Annotated in this window: 14 protein-coding genes; 8 read left to right on the top strand and 6 right to left on the bottom strand. The window is 50.0% G+C overall.

All coding sequences use genetic code 11. The annotated features are described in order from the left end of the window. Positions 1-132 precede the first annotated feature (132 nt). Positions 133-1467, bottom strand: a complete 1335-nt coding sequence (locus DCW36_RS20335) for a peptidoglycan DD-metalloendopeptidase family protein (protein ID WP_114782642.1) — start codon at positions 1465-1467, stop codon at positions 133-135. Between the two features lie 273 nt (positions 1468-1740). Between DCW36_RS20335 and fabG the strand changes: the two genes are divergently transcribed. Continuing rightward, a complete protein-coding gene (gene fabG, locus DCW36_RS20330) occupies positions 1741-2487 on the top strand; it encodes a 3-oxoacyl-[acyl-carrier-protein] reductase (RefSeq protein ID WP_114782641.1) in 747 nt (248 codons plus the stop codon). A gap of 480 nt (positions 2488-2967) precedes the next feature. Then, positions 2968-5049 carry a vWA domain-containing protein gene (locus DCW36_RS20325; RefSeq protein ID WP_114782640.1) on the top strand — a complete coding sequence of 694 codons (2082 nt, stop codon included), beginning with the start codon at positions 2968-2970 and terminating at the stop codon, positions 5047-5049. A gap of 113 nt (positions 5050-5162) precedes the next feature. Here DCW36_RS20325 and DCW36_RS20320 read toward each other — a convergent pair whose 3' ends face one another. After that, positions 5163-6179 (bottom strand): GntR family transcriptional regulator, encoded by a 1017-nt coding sequence (locus DCW36_RS20320; RefSeq protein WP_114782639.1) that lies wholly within the window; start codon positions 6177-6179, stop codon positions 5163-5165. 438 nt (positions 6180-6617) lie between these two features. On the opposite strand from DCW36_RS20320, the gene DCW36_RS20315 reads away from it, so the two are divergent. Next, positions 6618-7646, top strand: a complete 1029-nt coding sequence (locus tag DCW36_RS20315; protein WP_114782638.1) for a LacI family DNA-binding transcriptional regulator — start codon at positions 6618-6620, stop codon at positions 7644-7646. A gap of 429 nt (positions 7647-8075) precedes the next feature. Continuing rightward, positions 8076-9680: a hypothetical protein gene (locus tag DCW36_RS20310; protein ID WP_114782637.1), complete on the top strand. Its 1605-nt coding sequence runs from the start codon at positions 8076-8078 to the stop codon at positions 9678-9680. A 525-nt stretch (positions 9681-10205) separates the two neighbouring features. Here DCW36_RS20310 and DCW36_RS20305 read toward each other — a convergent pair. Further along, on the bottom strand, positions 10206-11303 hold the full coding sequence (locus DCW36_RS20305; protein WP_164891202.1) for a PepSY-associated TM helix domain-containing protein: 1098 nt from the start codon (positions 11301-11303) through the stop codon (positions 10206-10208). Between the two features lie 4 nt (positions 11304-11307). Continuing rightward, on the bottom strand, positions 11308-13650 hold the full coding sequence (locus DCW36_RS20300; protein ID WP_114782634.1) for a TonB-dependent receptor: 2343 nt from the start codon (positions 13648-13650) through the stop codon (positions 11308-11310). A gap of 189 nt (positions 13651-13839) precedes the next feature. Here DCW36_RS20300 and DCW36_RS20295 point away from each other — a divergent pair, with 189 nt between their 5' ends. After that, positions 13840-14433: a pseudouridine synthase gene (locus tag DCW36_RS20295; RefSeq protein WP_114782633.1), complete on the top strand. Its 594-nt coding sequence runs from the start codon at positions 13840-13842 to the stop codon at positions 14431-14433. A 324-nt stretch (positions 14434-14757) separates the two neighbouring features. Here the strand turns inward: DCW36_RS20295 and DCW36_RS20290 are convergent, their stop codons facing one another. After that, the gene (locus DCW36_RS20290) at positions 14758-15276 is read right to left on the bottom strand and encodes a cyclase family protein (RefSeq protein ID WP_114782632.1); all 519 of its coding nucleotides are present in this window, start codon (positions 15274-15276) and stop codon (positions 14758-14760) included. A gap of 173 nt (positions 15277-15449) precedes the next feature. Continuing rightward, positions 15450-16208 (bottom strand): ThuA domain-containing protein, encoded by a 759-nt coding sequence (locus tag DCW36_RS20285; RefSeq protein WP_114782631.1) that lies wholly within the window; start codon positions 16206-16208, stop codon positions 15450-15452. 636 nt (positions 16209-16844) lie between these two features. Between DCW36_RS20285 and DCW36_RS20280 the strand changes: the two genes are divergently transcribed. The 3 genes from DCW36_RS20280 to DCW36_RS20270 all read left to right on the top strand — a co-directional run bounded on the left by DCW36_RS20280 (position 16845) and on the right by DCW36_RS20270 (position 21926). Then, positions 16845-18491, top strand: coding sequence for a UxaA family hydrolase (locus DCW36_RS20280; RefSeq protein WP_114782630.1), 1647 nt, complete (start codon positions 16845-16847; stop codon positions 18489-18491). A 336-nt stretch (positions 18492-18827) separates the two neighbouring features. Beyond that, positions 18828-19538: a T9SS type A sorting domain-containing protein gene (locus DCW36_RS20275; protein ID WP_114782629.1), complete on the top strand. Its 711-nt coding sequence runs from the start codon at positions 18828-18830 to the stop codon at positions 19536-19538. Positions 19539-20093: 555 nt separating this feature from the next. Next, positions 20094-21926, top strand: coding sequence for a cache domain-containing protein (locus DCW36_RS20270; RefSeq protein WP_114782628.1), 1833 nt, complete (start codon positions 20094-20096; stop codon positions 21924-21926). Positions 21927-21962 lie beyond the last annotated feature (36 nt).

Genomic DNA, 21962 nt, shown 5'->3' with positions numbered 1-21962 from the left:
GCCGTTTTTGTTCTGCTGCACCCGCCACCACAGCCTCTGCTGCTCCAAAGCTTGGGTTAAATGAAAAAGGACAGCCCGTAAAACCGGCTGCCCTTTCTCATCAAATAAACCAACAATGAATTAATGTATAAACTACGCGCCCTGCGTTTTATTGTCTTTGGCCGAAGCAATTAAATCTTTTTGTTCTTCCACTTGCCCAGGCTCCAGCACCTCCATACGTCGCACAATTTCTTCCTTCACAGTGTTAAACTCCGGCATATTCTTTTTCCGGATAGGATCGGCTTCCGGTAGCTTTACTTTCAGGGCATCTACCTGTCGGCCGTTTTTCCAGAAGCGGTAGCACAGGTGCGGTCCGGTAGCTAAACCAGTGCTGCCCACGTACCCGATAGTCTGCCCCTGCTTTACATGCGAGCCTTTCCTGATTCCTTTTGCAAACTTGGACATGTGCAGGTATTGGGTGGTGTAGGTTTTGTTATGCCGCACTTTCACGTAATAGCCATTGCCCCTGGTGTACCTGGCTTCCAGCACCACACCATCGCCAACGGTACGGATCGGGGTGCCTCTGCGGGCGGCGAAGTCGGTGCCCAGGTGCGGTTTGTTTCTTTTTTGCACCGGGTGAAAACGTTTCAGGCTGAAGCGGGAGCTGATGCGGCTATATTCCAGCGGCTCCCGCAGAAAGGCCCGCTTCAGGCTTTTGCCCTCCTGGTCGAAATAGTTTACGCCTTTTCCCTCGTCGAAGGCAATCGCATACATGGGCTCTCCCCGGTGCTCAAAAAAGGCTGCTTTTATTTTACCGAAACCAATGGTGGTGCCATTTACAATTTTCTCTTCGTAAATAAGCTTGAACTTATCGCCTTTCCGGATGCGGTTCAGGTCGAGGCGCCAGGCGTAGATGTCGGCGAAGGTGTTTACCAACTGGGGAGAGCCGCCGGCTTGTAGCAGGTCGTCGTACAGGGAGTGACGGATTTCACCGGAAATGGCTTTTTCAACCACTTCCATCTCCCGTTTCACGCGTGTAACGGCCAGATCGCCGCGCAGGTCGTAAATAACATATTCTATATTATTGGGCTCGTAGATAAAATACTGTGCCGTGCGGGCCGAATCCAGCGCGTGCAGGATAATGTAATTCCGGTTGGCGTTTATCTTCCGGACATTAAACACCTCTCTGGCTTTTTGGGCCAGTTCCCCGACCGTGACAGCCGAAATGTTATAGTCGGATAAGATACCGGAAAGGTTTTCACCACGTGCCACCACACCCTCTACTATCTCCAGCGAGTCGGTGGGGATACCGAACACAACCGGGGCAGGTTCTTTTTTCTTTTCGGGAAGGATGGTTTCTTTACTTTCGCTGCTGCTGGTGCTGCTTAAAATACCGGCTAAATTCAGTTCCAGGGTTTGGGCAGCCGTAAAAAATACAAATAACGAGATCGCTATCAGGATGGAAAATCTGATACTCCGTTTTAACATTACTGGTGGGCTTTGGTTGAAAATTCGCACAAAATTAGAACTTAACGCATAGAAATAAAAATAAAAACAAGCTCAATAATCAGATTTTAAACACGTTACTATACTTCTGTACCCACGCCTGTTAGTTTTATTTTTTCGCCTGTCGTGCCAACTCTTGTCCTGCCAAAGTACTATCTGTTCCACAACAAACTAAAAGTCAGAAGCTTAAACTTTACAACAGAAGCAGCCTATATAGCATTTCGTTTATAAAAATCTTTTATAACTTTGACCCTTATGAAAACATTAGAAGGAAAAGTAGCTCTGGTAACAGGAGCATCTAAAGGAATAGGCCGTGCCATCGCACAGAAATTTGTGGAGTTGGGCGCGCAGGTAGCATTCACCTACCTTTCGAGCGTAGAAAAAGGACAGCAACTGGAGCAGGAATTGTCTGCCGGCGGCGGAAAAGCCAAAGGGTTCCGGTCCGACGCATCGGATTATGCACAGGCAGAGAAGCTGGTAGACGACGTGGTAAAAGAATTCGGCAAACTGGATATTGTCGTAAACAATGCCGGCATTACCCGCGACGGTTTGCTCATGCGCATGAACGAAGAGCAGTGGGACGCGGTGATCAACACCAACCTGAAGTCTGTTTTCAGCGTGACAAAAGCAGCTACCAAATCCATGATGCGCGCCAAGAGTGGCTCCATCATCAACATTACTTCTGTGGTAGGCCTCAAAGGAAATGCAGGCCAGGCGAACTACGCCGCTTCTAAAGCAGGTATCATCGGCTTCACCAAATCGGTGGCGCTGGAACTGGGCTCGCGCAACATCCGCTGCAACGCTGTGGCCCCGGGCTTTATCGAAACCGAAATGACCGGCGAACTGGATCAGAAAGTGGTGGACGAGTGGCGCAAGGCTATTCCGCTAAAACGTGGCGGTACGCCCGAAGATGTAGCCAACTGCGTCGCCTTCCTGGCCTCCGACGACTCCGCGTACATCTCCGGCCAGGTGCTGCAGGTAGACGGCGGTATGCTGACCTAATTTTTGTTATTCGTTATTGGTTATTCGTTATTGGTTATTGGGGAGGTCATGTAGGGGTACCCTTTACGGGTACCCAATCGTTAGGTAGAAAGTTGGGGAGGTAATGATTTATCGCTTACAGAACATGCTTTTGCCGTTGCCGTGTGTTATCACCGGCAACCTGGATGGCTAAGACATTCAACCCACAGAACTAAGAAGAATGCACCAAGTGCTGTACTTTGCATAATAATCGAATTAGCTAAAATGGATATGAAGCTCCAACTTCACCCATCTGTCACCAAAAACTCATAACCAATAACCACCAGAGAACGGCCGGATTCTTTTTATAAATTAAATATTATGAATTATGAATTAGTTTGTGGATTTTAAACGTAGTAAGCCTAATACGCAGTTCTAAAAATAGAAAGGGCGCCGCATACTATTCTTTAAGTTTCGCAGGTTATATTTATAGTTCATAATTTTTAATTTATACAACGCTGGATGTCTACTTTCAGAATCCTTACCACCTATTCACCCTGGCTTATTTTAGCCTGTCTGGCAGCAGGGGCGCTTTATGCCTGGCTGTTATACAGCAAACGTACCCCCTGGTCTAAAAGCCTGAACAGCGTGCTGGCCTTTGTCCGGTTCGTAGTCGTGAGCTTTATCTGCTTTTTGCTGCTGGGGCCACTGGTGCGCTACATTTCCAATACCACGGTGAAGCCCACCATCGTTTTTGCTGTAGATAATTCCAGTTCCATCGCCCTCTTCTCCGACTCCGTAAAGCTCCGGCAAACACAGCAGCAAATACAGCAGCTGGCGGAAAAGCTACAGGACGAAGGCTACAATACCTCCATACAGACACTGAGCCCGGGTGAGCGGGTACAGGATATAAGCAACATCCGCTTCGACCAGGAAGCGACTAACCTGAACCAGTTACTCACCGGTACCCGCAACGAGCAGGAGCGGCAAAACCTGGCAGGCGTGGTTTTGCTTTCGGATGGGATTGTGAACCAGGGCACCTCCCCTACCTATGCCAACTACAACTTCACCATTTACCCGGTTGCCCTCGGCGATACTGTACCAAAAAAAGATGTTATCCTGTCGTCGTTGCGCTACAACAAGGTAAACTACAGCGGCAACCGCTTCCCGATAGAGGCCGAACTGCAGCACGACGGGTTTGGCGGCACCATTGCCAGCGTCGCCCTGAAAGAAAATGGCAAGGTGCTGGAGCGCCGCCAGGTTACGCTGCAGCCCAACCGGAGCGTGCAGCTGGTGCCTTTCCGGGTGATGGCAGGCGGCCTGGGCAAACGCCATTACGAAGTGGAGGTGCTGCCCCTGCAGGGTGAATTCACCACGCTCAACAACACCAAACACGCTTACATCGATGTGGTAAAAGGCAAGATCAAAGTACTCGTAGCCGCCGCTGCCCCGCACCCGGACATCAAGGCGCTTCGGGCCGCCATCGAATCGAATGAGAACTATGAAACGGAGCTTTTCATTCCGGGATTGACCACCCTGAAGCAGCAGGAGTATGATGTAGCGGTGCTGCACCAGTTACCGGGCCGTGTGACAGGCGGCGAAGCAGCGCTGAACCTGGTGCGCCAGAAACAGATTCCGGCGTTGTACATTATCGGGCCGCAGAGCAACATCAGCGCCTACAACCGCCTGAATGTGGGTGTGAGCATCGGAGGCACCGGCGATGTAGACGAGGTAACAAGTGCGGTCAACAACAATTTCAGCACCTTTAAACTACCCGAAGAAGCAGGGCAGCGCATGCAGCAGTACCCACCGGCCACTGTTCCGTTTGCAGAATTCAACCTCTCGCCCAATACCGAAACCGTACTTTACCAGCAGGTAGGCCGCGTACGCACCACCCGCCCGCTGCTCACGGTACAAACCACCGGCGACAGGCGCAACGCTACCATGCTGGCCTCCGGCACCTGGCAATGGCGCATTTCGGAAGCGGCAGCCTACGAGCAGCCTGCCGTCTTCGACAAGCTGATCACCAACCTGATCCAGCTCCTGAGTGCGCCCCGCAACAAGAAAAGGCTGAACGTTTACCCCCTGCGGGAAGAATATTCCAGTGCCGACGAGATTTATTTTGAAGCAGAAACTTACAACCAGGCCCTGGAGCCGGTTTACGGGCAGAACATCACCTTACGGATTACCGGGGAAGACGGTACCGCTAAAACATTTACGTTTACCAACAGCGAGAATCAGGCAGGGGTAAACATCGGGGCACTTTCCGGGGGCCGCTACACCTACGTTGCCAGCGCCCGCCTTGGCGGAAACCTGCACGAAGACAAAGGCGAGTTTGTAGTGGAAGAGCTCCAGCTGGAAGCGCTTAATGCGGTGGCAGACCACAACCTGCTCTACCAGTTAGGCAGCAACACGGGCTCCAGGCTGTACTATCCTGCCCAACTGGAGCAACTGGAAGAAGACCTCCTGCAGGCACAGCACAAGGAACTGATCGTAAGCGACGAAGCTTTAAAGGACCTGGTAGACCTGCGGTGGCTGTTTTTTGTGGTGCTGGCACTGATCAGTGCCGAGTGGTTTATCCGGAAATATAACGGGAGTTATTAAAAAGGCTGCAACTGAGGGTGTGGTGGCAGGTGCTGCAGTTCAATTAAGAATATTTCAACTGCAGCACCTGCCACCATTCCCGCTGCTCCTGATTCTCAGGAGGTGTAATATCTTTAAAGTGAATTCCGGCGGATGAGGGTGAAAGGATTTGAAACCTGCTCTTTGAGTTTATTCTTGATCATATGCGCAGCTGTTTCACCCATTTTTTCATGGTCTGTGGAGATAACCGTAATGCCGTTTTCCAGCACCTCCTTTAGCGGCGTATCGTTATACGAAACAATGCCATAGTCTTTACCTGTTACCAGCCCCTTCGCCCTGCCCAGCTCGATCAGTTCCACCAGGTCAGACTCATCCAGAACCACAAAAGCGGTACCCTGAAAATCCATATCCGGGCGGATGGCACCAGTGACGGAATGCTCGATGGAATTTTCGCAGCAGAAATGACGGAAGCCTTTCACGATTTCTATCGGGTACGGAATGTGTTCCGGGTGCACCAGCGTCAGCCTTTCATATTTGCTCAGCAGGTCCTTGCCCGAGTGCAGCGCTTTCCGGATATCCCGCTCAAAGTCCTGGTACACAGCGGCACATTTCCCTTCAAAGCCTTCCAGGCTCTTATCAAGCAACAGCAGTTTTTCTTTCGGTATTTTCCGGATAGCCTGCTTCGCACTTTCGATATTCTTATTAAAGTGGGGCATGATGGCCACGTACTGGTACTTTGCAAGATGCTCCTGCAGCAGGCTCTCACATATCTTACCATCAAAGTGATGAATATGCAGGTCAACCACCGCATTATCGCCTAATGCTTTCAGCAGGGAGTAGTATACCGCTTTCTTATAAGCACTGACTTTATTGAGCAGCAGCAGTACTTTGTATGTAGAGGAAGTAAACGTGTCGCTTACGTAACAGCCTTTTGCCTTTACCGACACAATAACACCCCGCTTCCGAAGCACCTGGTAGGCTTTCTCCACGGTGTCGCGCGACAAATAATTGTTCTCGCTTAACTCGTTAATAGAGGGCAACTGGCGGTCCCGCTTCAGCGTGCCGGTTTCAATACCAGATAGAATAGCATCGGCAACCTGCAGGTAAACCGGTGTGGCTGAAGTAGCATTGATACGATCTAAAATTTCCATAAAGTCTGTGAGCTAAAGAGTCAACTAAGAGAAATTTATAATCACGATCGCACAACAAACAAAGCTTTACAACAGGAGCGCAATCGTTTACATGGTATAGTTAACATATATTTTTTTTACAGACAAATGTTCGTTATTATAAATTCAGAATTTTTTATTTTTATTCCCCCTCAACCCCACAAGTCAGTCCATACACCATCAATAATTATAAATTCAGCAACAAAATCAATATTTCATTGCCAATACTTCATTTTATACACAAATAAATAATTCATATATGAAGAAATAATAGAAAATTGAAACTAATTCCAGCTGCAAAACACCTTAATAAAATCCAAAAATATTCGATTAATGATAAACTATGCCGCCGGGGGCATGACATAGCAGGTTAGATAAGCTAAATAACCTTCGTAAGTTTACGTAAACGAATAGCAGATAATGAAGCGCAGAACTACTTTGCAGGATATTGCTCTTGACCTGAACTTAACGCCGGCCACGGTTTCCCGCGCGTTAAACAACCATCCGGAGATCAGCGAGAAGACGAAGAAAATAGTGGAGGAAACGGCTGTCCGGCTCAATTATAACAGAAACAAAATAGCTTCTTCGTTGCGTTCGGGTAAAACCTATGTGATTGGTGTATTGATTCCGACCGCCGAACGTGCCTTTTTCGGTTCGGTTATTCATGGCATCACCAACCTGGCCAATGAAAACGGTTACGATGTTATTATTTACCAATCCAACGAAAAGCACGATTACGAAATAAAGGGCATAAACGCTTTTATCAGTGCCCGCGTGGATGGCATCCTGGCTTCACTGTCCAAAGACACCATTGACTGCTCTCATTTTCTGAACGCAAAGGAACACGATATTCCTGTTGTGCTTTTCGACAGGGTAAACAACGACCTGGACATTTCGTCGGTAACCGTAAATGACTTTAAAGGCGCCTACCTGGCAACCGAACACCTTATTAAACAAGGCTTTAAGCGGATTGCCCATATTGCCGGCCCGCAACACATCAAAGCGTTCAACGACCGGTTAAAGGGCTACATGCGGGCGCTGCAGGCTCATCATATCAAGTTCGACCCCTTGCTGGTATATGCCGGCGATATCTCGCTGGAAGAAGGAAAAGCCGGTGTTGACTATCTGCTTAACTTACCCGCTCCACCGGATGCCATTTTTGCCGTTGAAGATTTTGCTGCCCTGGGTGCCTTAAAGGAATTAAAACAAAGGGGCCTGCAAATACCGGAAGCGTTCGGCATTATCGGTTTCTGCAACGACCTGTTTGGCGAACACACGTCGCCTGCCCTTTCTTCTATCGATCAGCAGACGGTGATAATGGGCCAGGAAGCTTTCAAACTGATTCATCACATCATTCAGCAGGACGATGCCGCCAACTTCCCGGCGACCAAGGTAGAGCTGGAGCCGATCCCGTTTTTCAGGAAATCGTCTTCGAGAGCAGTTGTTTAACCCCACCCTGTTTCCCGTAATCGTTTATTCTGCACACGCTGTACCAGTACCTCATTTATAGACAGTACACCTGCTTTCTGCCTGGCGCCAGGCAGAAAGCAGCTCCCCCTCCCCTCCCCTCCCCTATCCTGCTCCCGCCCCTTACGTTGCCTTTGTGCTGTTTCTGCTTAAAAATGGCCTGATTATACTGCAAAAAAGGCACTGCTCCTGCCACTATAGCCTCTGCTGCTCTGCTCGCGGCGGGTAGTCAGGCACCACTGGTAAAAACTATTTGAGAGCTTAAACGTTCGAGTACCATTGTGTTGGAGTTATTTTTTGAACTTTTTACTGAAATTATAATTTATATATAACCGCTTCGTTTTTTAGGTACAACCACATTTACTAACTTTATCGCCGATTTAAAGCCCGAATCTTACGTCAAAGCCTTTTATGAAAAAGAGTCTGTTTCTTTTTTCTGCCTTTCTTTTAATAACAACCACAATAGCTGCTCAGGATACTCCTTCAGAAGCCCCGGTACCGGTACCTGTACCGGCTCAAACAACGGCCGATGCCCCCTTTAAACTTGTTTTCCCGGAGCAACCGGGCTGGAATGTAGTGAAGGAGGGAAAAAAGCTGGAGTTTGATGTAAAAGTTACCGGTGGAACCAGCAAAAGAGTTACCTTCTCTATAAACCAGGGAAGAGTGGAAGGGATTGTGTTCGATTCGCTTGGCCACTTTTCCTGGACCCCAAGTTATGATTTTGTAGACCGCCTGAGTGGCAGCCGCAACGTACAGCTTCTGTTTGAAGCAAAAAACGATAAAGACGAGAGCGTAAACCAGGTAGTCAATTTCAAAGTAGAGCATGTTAACCGTCCACCCGAAATTGGCGAGCTGAAGCCGTTTTATGTTCGCTTTAACACGCAAAACACCTATACCATCGAATCGTCGGCAGTAAAAGACGAAGACGGTGACCCTATTGTGTTTGTACCGATACCAAACGCAATGCCGCAGGGCGCGAAACTTTCGGCCCAGGGAGAATTTACCTGGAAACCCTCTACGTCACAATTCCGGGATTTGCAGAAGCGCCCGATTGTGCTGGAATTTTATGTGGAGGATCAGCCTGCCAAAGCCCGCACACAAGGCAGCTTTAAAATTGAAGTGACACAGCAGGACCTGCCCCCAAGCATACAGATGTTTCCTTCGCAGTCTGAAGTGAAGATAAAAGAAGACGCCACTGTTAACCTGGTGTTTCAGCTCACCGACGAGAACGGGGAAAGTGATATCGCCTCGTTCAGCTTTATTTCGGAAAACCCGGACGTACCCGCCAAAGCGCTTGTTAAAAACACGCCGTCGCAATATGAATTTATCTGGAAGCCAGGTTACGACTTTGTAAAAGACCCGAAGGAGTCGGAATCTTTCGACATTACCTTTTATGTGCTGGATAAGTCGAACAAGCGGGACGAACGTAAAATTTCGTTCACCATCCTGAACGCGGTAAACGAAGCTGAAATAGACAAGAAGCTTTACGGGGAATACCGCTCTGCGCTGGTACGGGCCTGGGACCTGATGGAGCAGTTGAAAGACGCCGAGAAAGACCTGAAAAAGAAATACAACCGCGCCCGCAAAGGCAAGAAAGGCCGATCGCTGACTAATGCCTCGCTGGGAGCTGTAACCGGTATGGCGCCTGTGGTTGTAGAAACACCTGCTACCTCTAAAAAGATTTCGATCGTGGGCGGTACCATGGTAACCACGATTGGTACGCTGGAGGCGACGGAGGTAATTGGCCGCTCCACCAAAGACCTGGTAGACCGCCTGAACTACATCATGGAAAAACGAAACGAGCTGCAGACCAAAGGCGATATCCTGGCCCGGAAATACGCACTTAAATCGTCGCGGCGCAACAACCCGAAGTTTCACCAGGATGTGGATGAGTTTGTGGCCATCATGAACCTGAAAGGCCTGGTAGCGCTGGAACTGGACGCCGGCTGGCAGAACGACACCAAGCCAACCCATGAAAACGTCTCCAAAACCTTCAAGGATTTCAGTGCGGAATAAATCCTTCTGAAAAGCTATACTAAAGTCGCAAAAGCGCTGCTTGCTGTTACACGTTAACAACAGGCAGCGCTTTTGTCTTATGGAACGTTGCCTGTTGGCTAATACCAAATCTCATAAAGTACTTCCCATTACATGACCTCCAGTAGTTAGCTTGACTGCAGTTTGGGGTAGGGACCCTATTTAAAGCTCACAAGATCCCCTACGGGAATGACAAAGGTGGAATAGTATTGTCGAACTGAGTAAATACTATCTGGTATTATCCGCTTCAAAATAAATATTTCTCCCTCCTGTCATCCCGGAGGGATGTTGTGGGCTAGCTGCAGAAACATCTGCAAAAAGCAGAATCGTAATGGAAAATCCTTTTTACTATTTGGTGTTAGCTGCCGCAGCCACCACACCCGCTGCTCCTGCATTAGCCCGAATTTATCTATGACAAGGAGGTGCAGCGGCTGTGGTGGCAGCTGCAGCAAAGTTTTATGAGCAGCAGAAGGAATGGTGGCAGGAGCAGCAAACTAAAAATTCAGCTCAGGCTGCACGCGAAACCGTCTGCGGACGCTGTTTTTGTTGGGATGGTTGTTGGCGGTAATACCAGATCACGAAGCCGGAAACAGAGAGGATACCGGGCAGCAAACCGCCGATACAGTAGATCAGTTTTACCAGCAGCCCGGCAAAATCGCCGAAGTGCAGCGGATGAAGGATAGTCAGGAGGCGGTCCGGCCAGGAACGGTCTTTCAGAAAATCCACTTTTTCGATGGCACCGGTGGTGTAGTTCACCTGCACATTGCTGTACAAGGTGCCGTAGTAAGCGGGATCGGAATGGTGGCGGCCGAGCAGCTGCAGCGTACCGTCTTCGGTTTTAGGAAAACGCAGGTAGGTGACTTCAAAGGCAGGATAAGCGGCCCTTACCTGGGCAATAGCAGCATCAACAGAAGCTGGCATAGCAGGTGTGGCAATGGTTATGCTGCCTCCCTTAAAGGCATTGTTCACGATCGTAATAGCCAGCGACAGCCCCGTAACGCAGACAAACAGGTTAAATACCAGCGCCCACACCCCCACCACCCGGTGCAGGCTGGAATAGGTGGCACGACGGCTTTTCCGGGAAATCTTTTGCCGGAAGGTCAGCACCTTAAAGATGGATCTCCGGTAAAGGATAAAGCCGGTGATGGTCAGCAGCAACAGGGCTATCCCTGTAAGCAGTACCACGATTTTGCCTGCCGTACCCGCCAGCAGGTTGTAGTGCAGGTTCAGGAGTACATACGAAAAACGCTTATCAGCCTGATTTACTGTTGCCAGCTCAGCGCCAGTTTCGGGATGCACAAAAATCCATTTGCGCAGCTGCCCCTGGCGCAGCTCGTAGTGCAGCGCATCGGTTGGCGCCCCCGGTAAAGCCGTAATCCTGATCTCCCAGCCCGGGTTTTCCTGCCGTACCCGCTCAAAGGACTTATCGATGTGCAGGGCCTTTGCCGGTGCCGCGAGGGTGCGGTGGCGGGCAAACTGCGCCTCGTCTATATCATCATCAAACACCAGTATAGAACCGGAAAGGCTGATAACCAGGATAAACATCCCGGCTATCAGCCCGCACCAGTGGTGAATCGAAAACGATTTATGCAGTTTCTTTTTCAAGGAGTTACCAATTATAAGATGCGCCCAGCTGGAACCTGGCGCCATTGGCCCGCGTGAAGTAATCGTCGCGGCCGTACCAGTAAGCCTGCGGCAGGTAATACGCCTGGTCCAGCAGGTTCTCGATACCCAGGCTCAGCTGCAGCTTTTCAGTTACTTTATAAGAGCTGCTCAGGTTTACCACATAAAAAGATTCTACCGGACCTTCACCGGAGTTGTACCCGCCCTTGGAGTTACGCTCGAAGTGGGCTCTTTCGCCGGAGTAAATACCCAGCAGGTTCAGGCTCAGCTTGTCAATTGGCTTTAGGTTGATGTAGCCGGTTACTTTAACAGGTGGGATGCGGGTGCCGTTCAGGTACCTGTCGGCTTCATCGTTAAACGATTCGTTGTTATCCAGGTCCACTTTGCCTTCGCTGTAAGCACCGCTGGCCCCGATTGTTATCCTGTCGGAGATAAAAAGGTCGGCTACCGCTTCGAAACCTGCTACATGTTCAGGAGCCCGCTCAATAGAGTACACCCCAAGTTCATTGGCTTTCAGGTTCGCTCCCAGTTTAGAGGTACTGATAAAGTAAGCGCCGCTGAGGGCAAGTATCCCAAACCGGCTGTGGAAGCCTGCTTCGTAATTGTTGACAATAACCGGCTCAATGGCCATCTTGGACAACTCATTTTCTTTCGCGCTTCGTACATAACGGCCTACATCTATTATCGAGAAGCCCTGCGAGTAGCTGACAAACGGCTTGAATACTTCAACAGCGGTGTAGCGCAAGCCGATGTTGAAGGTGTGAGCATCAAAATCAAGTTCGCCTCCCTGCACAGAGTTGCCGCCGGCACCTGTGCTCGTTACTAACTGCTGAAAGTCAGGAACGCTGATGCCCACGTTATCGTAGCGGTAACCTGCTTTAAAGTTAAAGTCCTTCAAGAAGTTAACCTGTAACTGTGCGTAGGGCGCCAGGTTTTTCATGTTCATTTCGGGTACCCAGGTGCGGCCATCCACCAGCGGCTGCGACGTTACATCGTTCATGTAATCGGCGCCGTAGGTAACGGAACCCTGTACCCCCTGTCCCAGCTCAAATGGCGTGTTCAGGTTTACTCTCAATCCTTTTTTGTTCGACAGGATGGTAGACTGTCCGCCGTTCTGGAAGGAGGTGCTCCAGCCATAAACGGTGGAGAAGCTCTGCATATAGGCACTCAGGTCCAGGTTTGTGTTCAGGAAAAGGCTTTTGCCGGTATAGCGCAGTTGGGCGTTGTGGTTGTAGCGGGTGCCTTCGTCGATGCCCAGGTGGTCGCCTTTCACACCAACAGACGGCGTTTCGGCATACTTGCCTGTCTGCTCTACATACGATGAATTCTGGCGGCTGCCGAAGTAGTTGTACATGCCTTCCACACGGTGGTTTGAACTGATGTTATAGCCAACTTTGGCAAAACCATTGTAGGATTTGGTTTCGCCCAGGCCATAGGTAGGAGCAATAACTTCGCCCTCGCCGTCTTTCAATACTCCCGTTTTTTCAAACGCTCCCGTCACTACATAATCAAGCTTTTTTACTTTTCCCATAAACTGCTGCGTTATACGGCCGCCCAGCGTTTCGTCTGCATGGAACGGCATGCCTGTGCCGTATACGGAAGTGGTGGCGCTGAAAGGTTTGCCCGTAGCAGGTTGCTTGGTTATATAGTTAATCAGACCGCCATCGGCACCGTTGCCATAAACGGCTGTAGCCCCTTTCACGATCTCTACACGCTCAATTGCCTCCGGATCGATGGTACGCACATCACGGCTTCCGTTACGCAGTGGGGTAGACTGCGGAATACCGTCTACCATAATCAGCACATTGCGCCCGCGCAGGGTCTGGCCTACGTTGCTGGTGCTGTTGCTGTTAAGCCCCAGCCCGGGAACAGTGGCGGCCAGTATATTGGAGATGTTGGTCGATACCCTGGATTGCAACTGCAGGGTGCGGGCGTCCAGCACATGCACAGAGGCAGGTGTCTCGTCGAGTGCTTCCACGGAGCGGCTTGCCGAAACAATTACTTCCTGCAACGCATTCTGGTTCTGGTTTACCTGCAAGTTCAGGGTGGTACTGCTCCTGGTAAGATCAATTCTTTCACGAAGTGTTCCATACCCTACTCCCCCTACCCGTAAGGTATAAACGCCCGGCCTGATGCCGGAAATCTGGAACTTACCATCGGTGCCGGTGTTGGTGCCGAGCACCGTCCCTTCCAGGGCAACCGAAATCATTTCCACGGGTTCGCCTTTTTCGTTAAGCACAACACCGGATACTGTGCGCAGTTGCTGCTGCGCCATTAAACTGAAGTGCAGGAAAACCAGCAGCAGCGAGAGTAAAGTTCTGGAGACCATATAATTTAGAATAGTTCTACATTGTGTTTGTGGCAGCAAAAGTAACCACCCAATCTTTTCAAGGCAAGATTTATTAAGATTAATTCTAAATTAATTTGACAGTTGGTGAAATGCAGAAAGTACGCAGCATTTTTTTATGTTTGGAGTTGTTTGATCTCTTTGTGTTACCCCCTGAATTGCTGACATCGCTTGAAATACATCATCCTGAACAAACCCTACGAAGTGCTCACCCAGTTTACCGACGAGGCAGGCCGCGCCACTTTAAAAGACTTTGTGCCCATTCCGGACATCTACCCCGTCGGCCGCCTCGACTACGACAGCGAAGGCCTGGTGTTGCTGACCGACGACAAAGCCCTGCAGCACCGCCTCTCCGATCCGAAATTCAAGATCGAGAAGACGTACTGGGTGCAGGTAGACGGGGAGCCGACGGAAGAAGCGCTGGAAGAATTGCGGCGGGGCGTGTACATCAAAAATGTTAGAACTGCTCCCGCCAAAGCACGTGTTCTGGCGCAGGAACCGCCGGTGTGGGAGCGCTCCAAACCCATCCGTTTCCGGAAAAACATCCCGACCAGCTGGCTCGAAATAAAGATATCGCAGGGCATGAACCGCCAGGTGCGCCGCATGACAGCTGCCGTTGGGTTCCCGACCCTGCGCCTCATCCGGCCTGCCATAGGCCCGCTCACGCTGCAGGGCTTGCAGCCCGGCGAATACCGGGAACTGACGCAGGCAGAAATAAGCAGCCTGAAAGGGTTAACAGCAGCAAAAGGTTTTCGGAAAAGATAATAAGGGGCTTTACACCAAAAGAGCCGGTTTTCTACCGGCTCTCCTGATCTTGCCAGTTTTCGGGCTGGCACCAGTACTTTTGGGTCTACTGGTTTATCTTACGTCATAGGCTGTGAGGCCTGAAAGTACACTTTTATTGCTTCCCTTATCTTGTACGGGCACACTGGTTATCCAGAACCGGTAAAATCCTCCTGTTCCTGCAACTACTTGAAAGGTATATATTTAAATTTACAAATGCAATGTTATGAGCAGAAAATTTAAGGATAAAATAAATTTTTATCTCTGAAATATCCATGTCCCGACACAAGTGTACCCACACACGCCTTATGCCAACACTGCGACCGCCCTTACAGGCGAACCGTCTCCATTCCTGATTTTGAGCGGGAAACCGTAAAACATAAAAGGCACCTGCACGGGGAGCAGCTCCAGGTTTACCAGGTCGGTGTACGTGACAATGCCCGCCTGCAGCAGTGCCCGCTCCAGCTCAACGGTTAAAGTACCGCCCACAAACGGAGGAGATGCGGCTACGATTCTTTCCAGCAACTCTACTCCTGCCGCACCTGTAAAGAACAATCCTGTGGCAACCGGGAAATCCTGCTGCACATCCGCTACAATTGCCCTGCCGAAAAACTGCTGCAAGGGAATCTCGTCGATAGTCTTTCCACCGGCGTGCATGTGCGAAAAGGCGTCGACGTGGGTGCCGGTGTGGGTGCCTAGCGACAGCCGCCGCAATTCCCAGGTATGCTGCTCAAGCGTCTGCACCACCTCCACCCGCACCTCCGGGTCGCCGGGGTACACGGCCATTTTATCCTGTATCGTTACCGAAAGGTCAATAATCTGCATAGTTTATCATTTTCACCGGCAGCCAGTTCATGCTGGAAATTCGCCTAAAACTGTTGCCAAAAGCTTTTCTGCTGCTGTCACCATTCCTGCTACACCTGTTCAATCTTAAACTAATTCTACCCTCGGAAAAAACCGGGAGCAGAGGCTGTGGTGACGGCAGCAGAAAACAAAAATCACCGCTTCCGGCCCATGGCATAGGCAATGCCGCCCCACAGGTGCTTCAGGAAAAGCGGTTCGCTGTAGCTCTCTTCGGTGTGCCCCAGGGCGGTGTAGAAGGCCCTGCCGCCATCAAACTCGTGGTACCAGGCAATGGGATGGTTGTCGCCGTTTGTGCCGCCGCTGTAGGTGCTTTCGTCGAGCGTGGCAAGTACGTGCATGTCGGGGTTGATGTTTTTGAAATTGTACCACTCGTCCGTGCGCCCCCACCTGTCCGGAAGAAAGCTGGTGGCAAGATGTTTTTTATCCACGACCACAATGGAGGCCTGCTGGATTTTAGGATGATTTGCAAAATAGGCGCCTACCAGTTTGCCGTACCAGGGCCAGTCGAACTCTGTGTCGGAAGCCGCATGGATGCCGGCAAAGCCGCCGCCGGCGCGAATATAGTTCTCAAAAGCGGACTGCTGCTCATTGTTCAGCACATCGTTGGTCGTACTTAAGAACACAACTGCTTTATACTTTTTCAATGAGTCTGCCTGAAAATAGGCAGCGTCCTCTGTAGCCGTCACCTGTACCCCGTTCTCCTGCCCCAGCTTCCGGATGGCCGCTATACCTGCCCCAATGGAAGTATGCCGGAAGCCGGCAGTTTTGGAGAAGACCAGAATCCGGGGATCCTTGTTTAAGGTTGAACCATTGGGAGCCGAATCGGCACAGGCGCACAACAGCAACGATCCTGTCAGCAGGAGCGCCAGTTGCAGCAGCAGTGTATTTTTCATAAGCTTGGTAAAAAGTGTACTTTACAGCCAGATAACAGGTCTTTCCTGTTCCTGGTAATCCTGGAAGCAAATGTAAGCGATTATTGCCTGCTTCCGTTTATCCGGTTTAAGCAAATTAATTCCCGGTGCTGCACCACCCCTGTTTGTGGCAAGGCTAGGCACTCACCGGTAAGCGACACGGGCAAATTTACTTACAAATGTTTGTAATTAACAAAAAGACTCCCTACCTTAGATGCATTAAGCAGATTAAGTAGTCCATTTTATTATTGTGTTGGTTTGTTATTGCTATTAAGTAAGCCGGGATAGAGACATCTGTTCCGGCTTATTTCTTTAAGGGTTTACAGGAAAACAGTCGCTCATTTACCTGGAACAGTTGTTTTTATATATAAACTTTATATGTATTTTTGAAAACCGGTTCCACTGAAAGCAGGAAGACGTCTTGCTTTTTCGACCGTGATAAAAACCTAAGCAGGATAAACTAAAGGTCTTTTTCTGTTGTTCCCCTAAAAAGCAGCAAAAAAAGATCCTGCAGCAAACTGTTAGAAATATTTTTAACCAATCACTTTCTTTTTAGCAAATACTTTTTCTTATTTGCGGGAAAGTGCAATCGATTGCGCTTATTAACGATTCATCCATATGTCACACAGATTTTTAAAGATCCATCCTAAGGATAACGTGCTGGTAGCGCTGACAGACCTTAGCGCTGGTGAAACAGTAGAATTCGAAAATTCAGTTATTACCCTGGTCGACAACATTCAGGCAAAACACAAATTTGCCCAGTTTGATCTGGCCCCTGGTGATAAAATTATCATGTACGGCTCGCTGGTAGGTAAGGCCATGAAACCAATTCCTGCAGGCGGATGGCTTTCGGTAGAAAACGTGAAGCACGAAGCAAACGAGTTCTCCGGTAAAACCGAAACTACCGGCTGGGATGCGCCGGATGTGTCTAAGTATGCCGACAAAACCTTTATGGGCTACCACCGTGCCGACGGACAGGTAGGTACCGGCAACTACTGGCTGGTTATCCCTATGGTGTTCTGCGAAAACCGAAACGTGGACATTATCAAGCAGGCTTTTATGGAAGAGCTTGGTTTCGCTAACCAGGACATGTACAAGTCGTACGTGCACCAGATGGTGGAACTTTACCAGGCGGGCAACATCAAGCAGATCGAGGAGCTGGAGCTGCAACGAAATGCTGCTAACGGTCACAAGCGTATCTTCGAAAATGTGGATGGCATTAAATTCCTGACGCACGAAGGTGGCTGCGGCGGTATCCGCCAGGATTCCGACATGCTGTGCGCCCTGCTGGCCGGTTATGTACACAACCCGAACGTAGCTGGTGCCACTATCCTGAGCCTGGGCTGCCAGAACGCGCAGACCAGCATCCTCGAAGAAAAAATCAAAGCCCTGAACCCGAACTTCAACAAGCCGCTCATTATCCTGGAGCAGCAGAAAGAAGGAACAGAGCAGGAGCTCCTGTCGCAGGCTATCCGTAAAACCTTCCTGGGCCTGATCGAAGCCGACAAGCAACAGCGTCAGCCTGCGCCGCTGAGCAAGCTGGTGATTGGCCTGGAGTGCGGTGGTTCCGATGGTTTCTCGGGTATCTCTGCCAACCCAACCTTAGGCCAGGTTTCTGATATGATTGTAGCCCTGGGTGGCAAGTCTATCCTGTCGGAGTTCCCGGAGCTTTGCGGTGTGGAGCAGGAACTGATCAACCGTTGCGTAGACAACGATACAGCCGACCGCTTTGTGCACCTGATGCGTTCGTACGCACGTGCCGCCGAAGCAGTAGGTTCCGGTTTCGACATGAACCCTAGCCCGGGTAACATCAAAGACGGCCTGATTACCGATGCTATCAAATCGGCTGGTGCTGCCAAGAAAGGTGGTACTTCGCCTGTAGTGGACGTGCTGGATTACACCGGTTACGTAACCAAGCCTGGACTGAACCTGGTTTGTACGCCTGGCAACGACGTGGAAAGCACCACCGCTATGGCTGGTTCCGGCGCGAATGTTATCCTGTTCACAACCGGTTTAGGTACGCCAACCGGTAACCCGATTACTCCGGTAGTTAAAGTTTCTTCCAACACCAAACTGGCTGAGCGCATGTCCGACATCATCGACGTGAACACAGGTCCGGTTATCGAAGGAACAAAAACCATCGAGCAAATGGCCGAAGAAACGCTGGATTACATCATCGACGTAGCCAGCGGCAACAGAAAAACCAAAGCGCAGCTCCTGAACCAGGACGACTTTATTCCGTGGAAACGCGGCGTATCGCTTTAATCTTATAAACAGCTAAATAGCAGGGAGGCTGTCCGGTTCGGGCAGCCTCTCTTTGTTTTTTGAGGTGTTTTTATTCTGCTGCTGCAGCCACCATTGCCTCTGCTGTTGTTTACAGGGGCAATACCTTGATGAAAAAGCTTTGTAACAGAAGCTCACGCAAGTTCTTGGATAATAACCAGCTGGATACTATCTTCACTTAAATAAATACAACATCATATCACGCAATTAGTGAAAATAAGTGTATGTTAGGGATGGGAGTTATTTTGATACTACCGTTTCCTTATATCAGATGAGTTTACATTACAGCTTGTTATTAAATTCATACTTTAACCTCGTATGAAGAGTTTTACCCTTTCTGCTATCTCATTGGTTTTGCTGTATCTGGCTACAACTGCCAATGCCCTGGCCTGTTCCTGCCTTGGTGAGAAGCCACTAACATTTTGGGATCTTGTTTCTCCTTATTCCAAAAACGCCATGGTGAAATTTGAAGAACTTGTTCAGGCGGAGCCGATAGACGGGCATGTATATGGCAGATTTGTAGTGCTGGAAAATTATAACACCGCGGATTTCAAAGTTAATGATATGATTATTCTGAACAGTGTTGCAAACACATGCGGGGTTTATTTGCCCGCTATGAGTGCCGGGGATACTTTGTTGGTTGCGCTTGATAGTAAGTATGAATTATATGCAGCTTGTGCCTTTAATTCCATGGGAGTAAGAAATGGTTATGCAGGCGAGATGTCAATGGAGGAGGTAAAAGCCAGAATTATGACCATTACAAATTCTCCGAAAGATCTGGTGGTCCAAAAAAATATGATAGTGTACCCTAACCCTGCTATAAGTTCCCTTACTGTTAAATTTCCGCATACCGGCAGGCTTCCAAATAAAATTGAGGTTCTGGATATGAGTGGAAGAGTCGTAAAAACGAAGGAAATAAACTGTGCAGAGGTGGTGCTGGATGTTCAAAACATACCAAAAGGTTTATATCTCCTCAAACTGTCTTACAATGGTTCAGGTTCTGTTCTTCGGAAATGGGTGAAAGCATAAACTGAAAAATTTTATTAGGTAACAACCCTTAAAAATACGTACACCACTCTTACAAGATGTAGTTTGTAACTACACCTCCTCCTCCGCCGCAGTCCAAAGTTCCTCTAAACCAGGCCCGGCCTTTTTGCGGGAGCAACACCCATTCTTTGTTTTGCAGCACCTGCCACCAAAGCTGCTGCTCCTCCCCTCATGCTACATCCAATAGCTTTTAGACAGCCTCGCATCCTCCTGCTGCCAGGCGCCTGCACCTGACAGCCGACTACCATAGTATGGACTGGAAGCAACTGCTCAAAGTAAAGAGACTGATAAACATATCATAACGAGAATCGTAAAAATATTTAAACAAGTAGCAATAAAATTACAATAAAATAGGTAATCAGCGCATGCCTCATTTCCTTACTCCGCCAAAGCCAGTGCAGCATGCGGTTACTCCTGAACGCTACTTTTGCATCACATTAGCCTGCTTCCCTTCAGCCCGCCAGTGGTAGCAGGTTGCACATCCCGGCCAGAACCGGGTAACCACGACCCTGCTTCAGTGTATTAACCTCTTTCACCATGAAAAATACCTCTATTATCCTCCTCACAGCTCTGGCACTGCTCGCTGTGCCAGGGACACACTTCCGGTGCCTGGGCGGCAACACGGGTTCTGGCAATAAAAGCGCTCCAGTTGCCCCTAATGCGGTACACGCAACGTTAACTCCAGGTCAGAACTACCAGCTCGACGAAACCCGCGACCTTGTACAACTTGTAAAGGCAGCAGCAGACCTGCTCCAACAGAAAGGCGAAGCAGCTTTCACCGACTTCCGCCAGCCCGGCAGCCGGTGGCGGCAGGGCGAGTCGTATATCTTTGTGCTCGACCCGGAAGGCAACATGCTCGTGCACCCCGACCCGGAGCTGGAAGGGAAAAACCAGCTGGAGCTAAAAGACATTAACGGCAAGCCCATCATTCGCGGGTTGATCAGCGCCGCCACCGCTACCCCCGGTAAGGCCGGAGGCTGGTACCATTACGAGTGGCCGGTGCCGGGGGCGCTCCTGCCCCGCTGGAAAAGCAGCTACGTGCAGCTGGTGCAGGCGCCCTCGGGCAAAAGCTACCTGGTGGGCAGCGGCATGTACAACAACCGCATGGAGAAAGAATTTATCGAGGACCTGGTAAAAAGTGCAGTCGCAGCAATAGAGAACAACGGCGAGGCTGCCTTTCAGCTGTTCCAGGACCCGACCGGGCCCTACCTGGTAAAGGATACATACGTGTTTGTTGTAGACGAAAAGGGTACCGAACTCGTAAACCCTGCCTTCCCCAACCTCGCCGGCAGAAACCTCCTCGACCTGAAAGACACCCAGGGCAAGCCCCTGGTGCGGGAAATGCTGAAGGTAGTGCAGACCAAAGGGTCGGGCTGGGTAGATTACATGTGGCCCAAACCGGGCGAGAGTATTTCAACCCAAAAATCCACGTATGTAAGTAAAGCAAAACTTGGCAATGCATGGGTAATGGTTGGCAGCGGCGTTTACCTTGCCAACGCTCCCAAAGCAGCCGCTACCACGCAAAAAATGACAGCGCCCGAACTGATGACGCTCGTACGCGACGCTGCTGCCATTTTCGAACAGAAAGGAGAAAAGGCCTTTCCGGAGTTCAGGAAAAAAGACTCCAGGTGGTTCCGCAACAACACTTACTTCTTTGTCTGGTCTTTAGACGGGAACAGGATTTTCCATGCTGCCGACCCGTCCATAGAAGGCCAGCGGACAACAGGCGCGAAAGATGCTCACGGAAGGCCCTATGGCAAAATGTTCCTGGAAGCTGCCGCCACTCCTGCAGGCGAAGGATGGGTACATTACATGTATCCTGAGCCCGGCGATATTTTCCCGGCCTGGAAGTCCGGTTTTATCAAACGCGTGACGTTTCCTTCCGGGAAAAAATACCTTATCGGTTCGGCCATCTATAACATGCAGCTGGACAACGTTTTTATCGAGGATGTGGTAAACCGTGCCGCTGCCCTGGTAGAGGCGCAGGGGAAGGAGGCCTTTGACCAGTTGCGCGACAAGCAAGGGCCTTTTTACTTCATGGACACCTATGTGTTTGTGACCAGCCCGGACGGCACAGAGCTTGTCAACATCGCCCAGCCCAGCCTCGAGGGCAAAAACCTGCGCAACGAAAAAGACCTGAAAGGAAAGCTCCTGGTACAGGAGTACATTGATGCTGCCCTGAAAAAAGGCAGTGCCTGGGTGGACTACTACTGGTATAAACCAGGCGAAAACACGCCTTCCTACAAACACACCTTCGTCCGGAAAGTGCAGCATGGCAACGAAACCTACATTGTTGGCTCGGGCTACTACCCGGCAGATGACGCAAAAAAAGCCGGTGAGGTCCGCAAGCCCAACGGGAAGAACCAGTAAATACGACCAGCTGCGCCAGGTGGAACTTTGTTTTTA

The sequence above is a fragment of the Botryobacter ruber genome, assembly GCF_003347595.2.
In the GTDB taxonomy this organism is placed as follows: Bacteria; Bacteroidota; Bacteroidia; order Cytophagales; family Hymenobacteraceae; genus Pontibacter; species Pontibacter ruber_A.
The sequence above is the reverse complement of the archived record's forward strand: the minus strand, read 5'-3'. Positions and strand labels throughout refer to the sequence as shown.

Coding starts and splice junctions, on each gene's coding strand:
- DCW36_RS20335 (WP_114782642.1), bottom strand. CDS start 1,467: ATGTTAAAACGGAGTATCAGATTTTCCATCCTGATAGCGATCTCGTTA.
- fabG (WP_114782641.1), top strand. CDS start 1,741: ATGAAAACATTAGAAGGAAAAGTAGCTCTGGTAACAGGAGCATCTAAA.
- DCW36_RS20325 (WP_114782640.1), top strand. CDS start 2,968: ATGTCTACTTTCAGAATCCTTACCACCTATTCACCCTGGCTTATTTTA.
- DCW36_RS20320 (WP_114782639.1), bottom strand. CDS start 6,179: ATGGAAATTTTAGATCGTATCAATGCTACTTCAGCCACACCGGTTTAC.
- DCW36_RS20315 (WP_114782638.1), top strand. CDS start 6,618: ATGAAGCGCAGAACTACTTTGCAGGATATTGCTCTTGACCTGAACTTA.
- DCW36_RS20310 (WP_114782637.1), top strand. CDS start 8,076: ATGAAAAAGAGTCTGTTTCTTTTTTCTGCCTTTCTTTTAATAACAACC.
- DCW36_RS20300 (WP_114782634.1), bottom strand. CDS start 13,650: ATGGTCTCCAGAACTTTACTCTCGCTGCTGCTGGTTTTCCTGCACTTC.
- DCW36_RS20290 (WP_114782632.1), bottom strand. CDS start 15,276: ATGCAGATTATTGACCTTTCGGTAACGATACAGGATAAAATGGCCGTG.
- DCW36_RS20285 (WP_114782631.1), bottom strand. CDS start 16,208: ATGAAAAATACACTGCTGCTGCAACTGGCGCTCCTGCTGACAGGATCG.
- DCW36_RS20280 (WP_114782630.1), top strand. CDS start 16,845: ATGTCACACAGATTTTTAAAGATCCATCCTAAGGATAACGTGCTGGTA.
- DCW36_RS20275 (WP_114782629.1), top strand. CDS start 18,828: ATGAAGAGTTTTACCCTTTCTGCTATCTCATTGGTTTTGCTGTATCTG.
- DCW36_RS20270 (WP_114782628.1), top strand. CDS start 20,094: ATGAAAAATACCTCTATTATCCTCCTCACAGCTCTGGCACTGCTCGCT.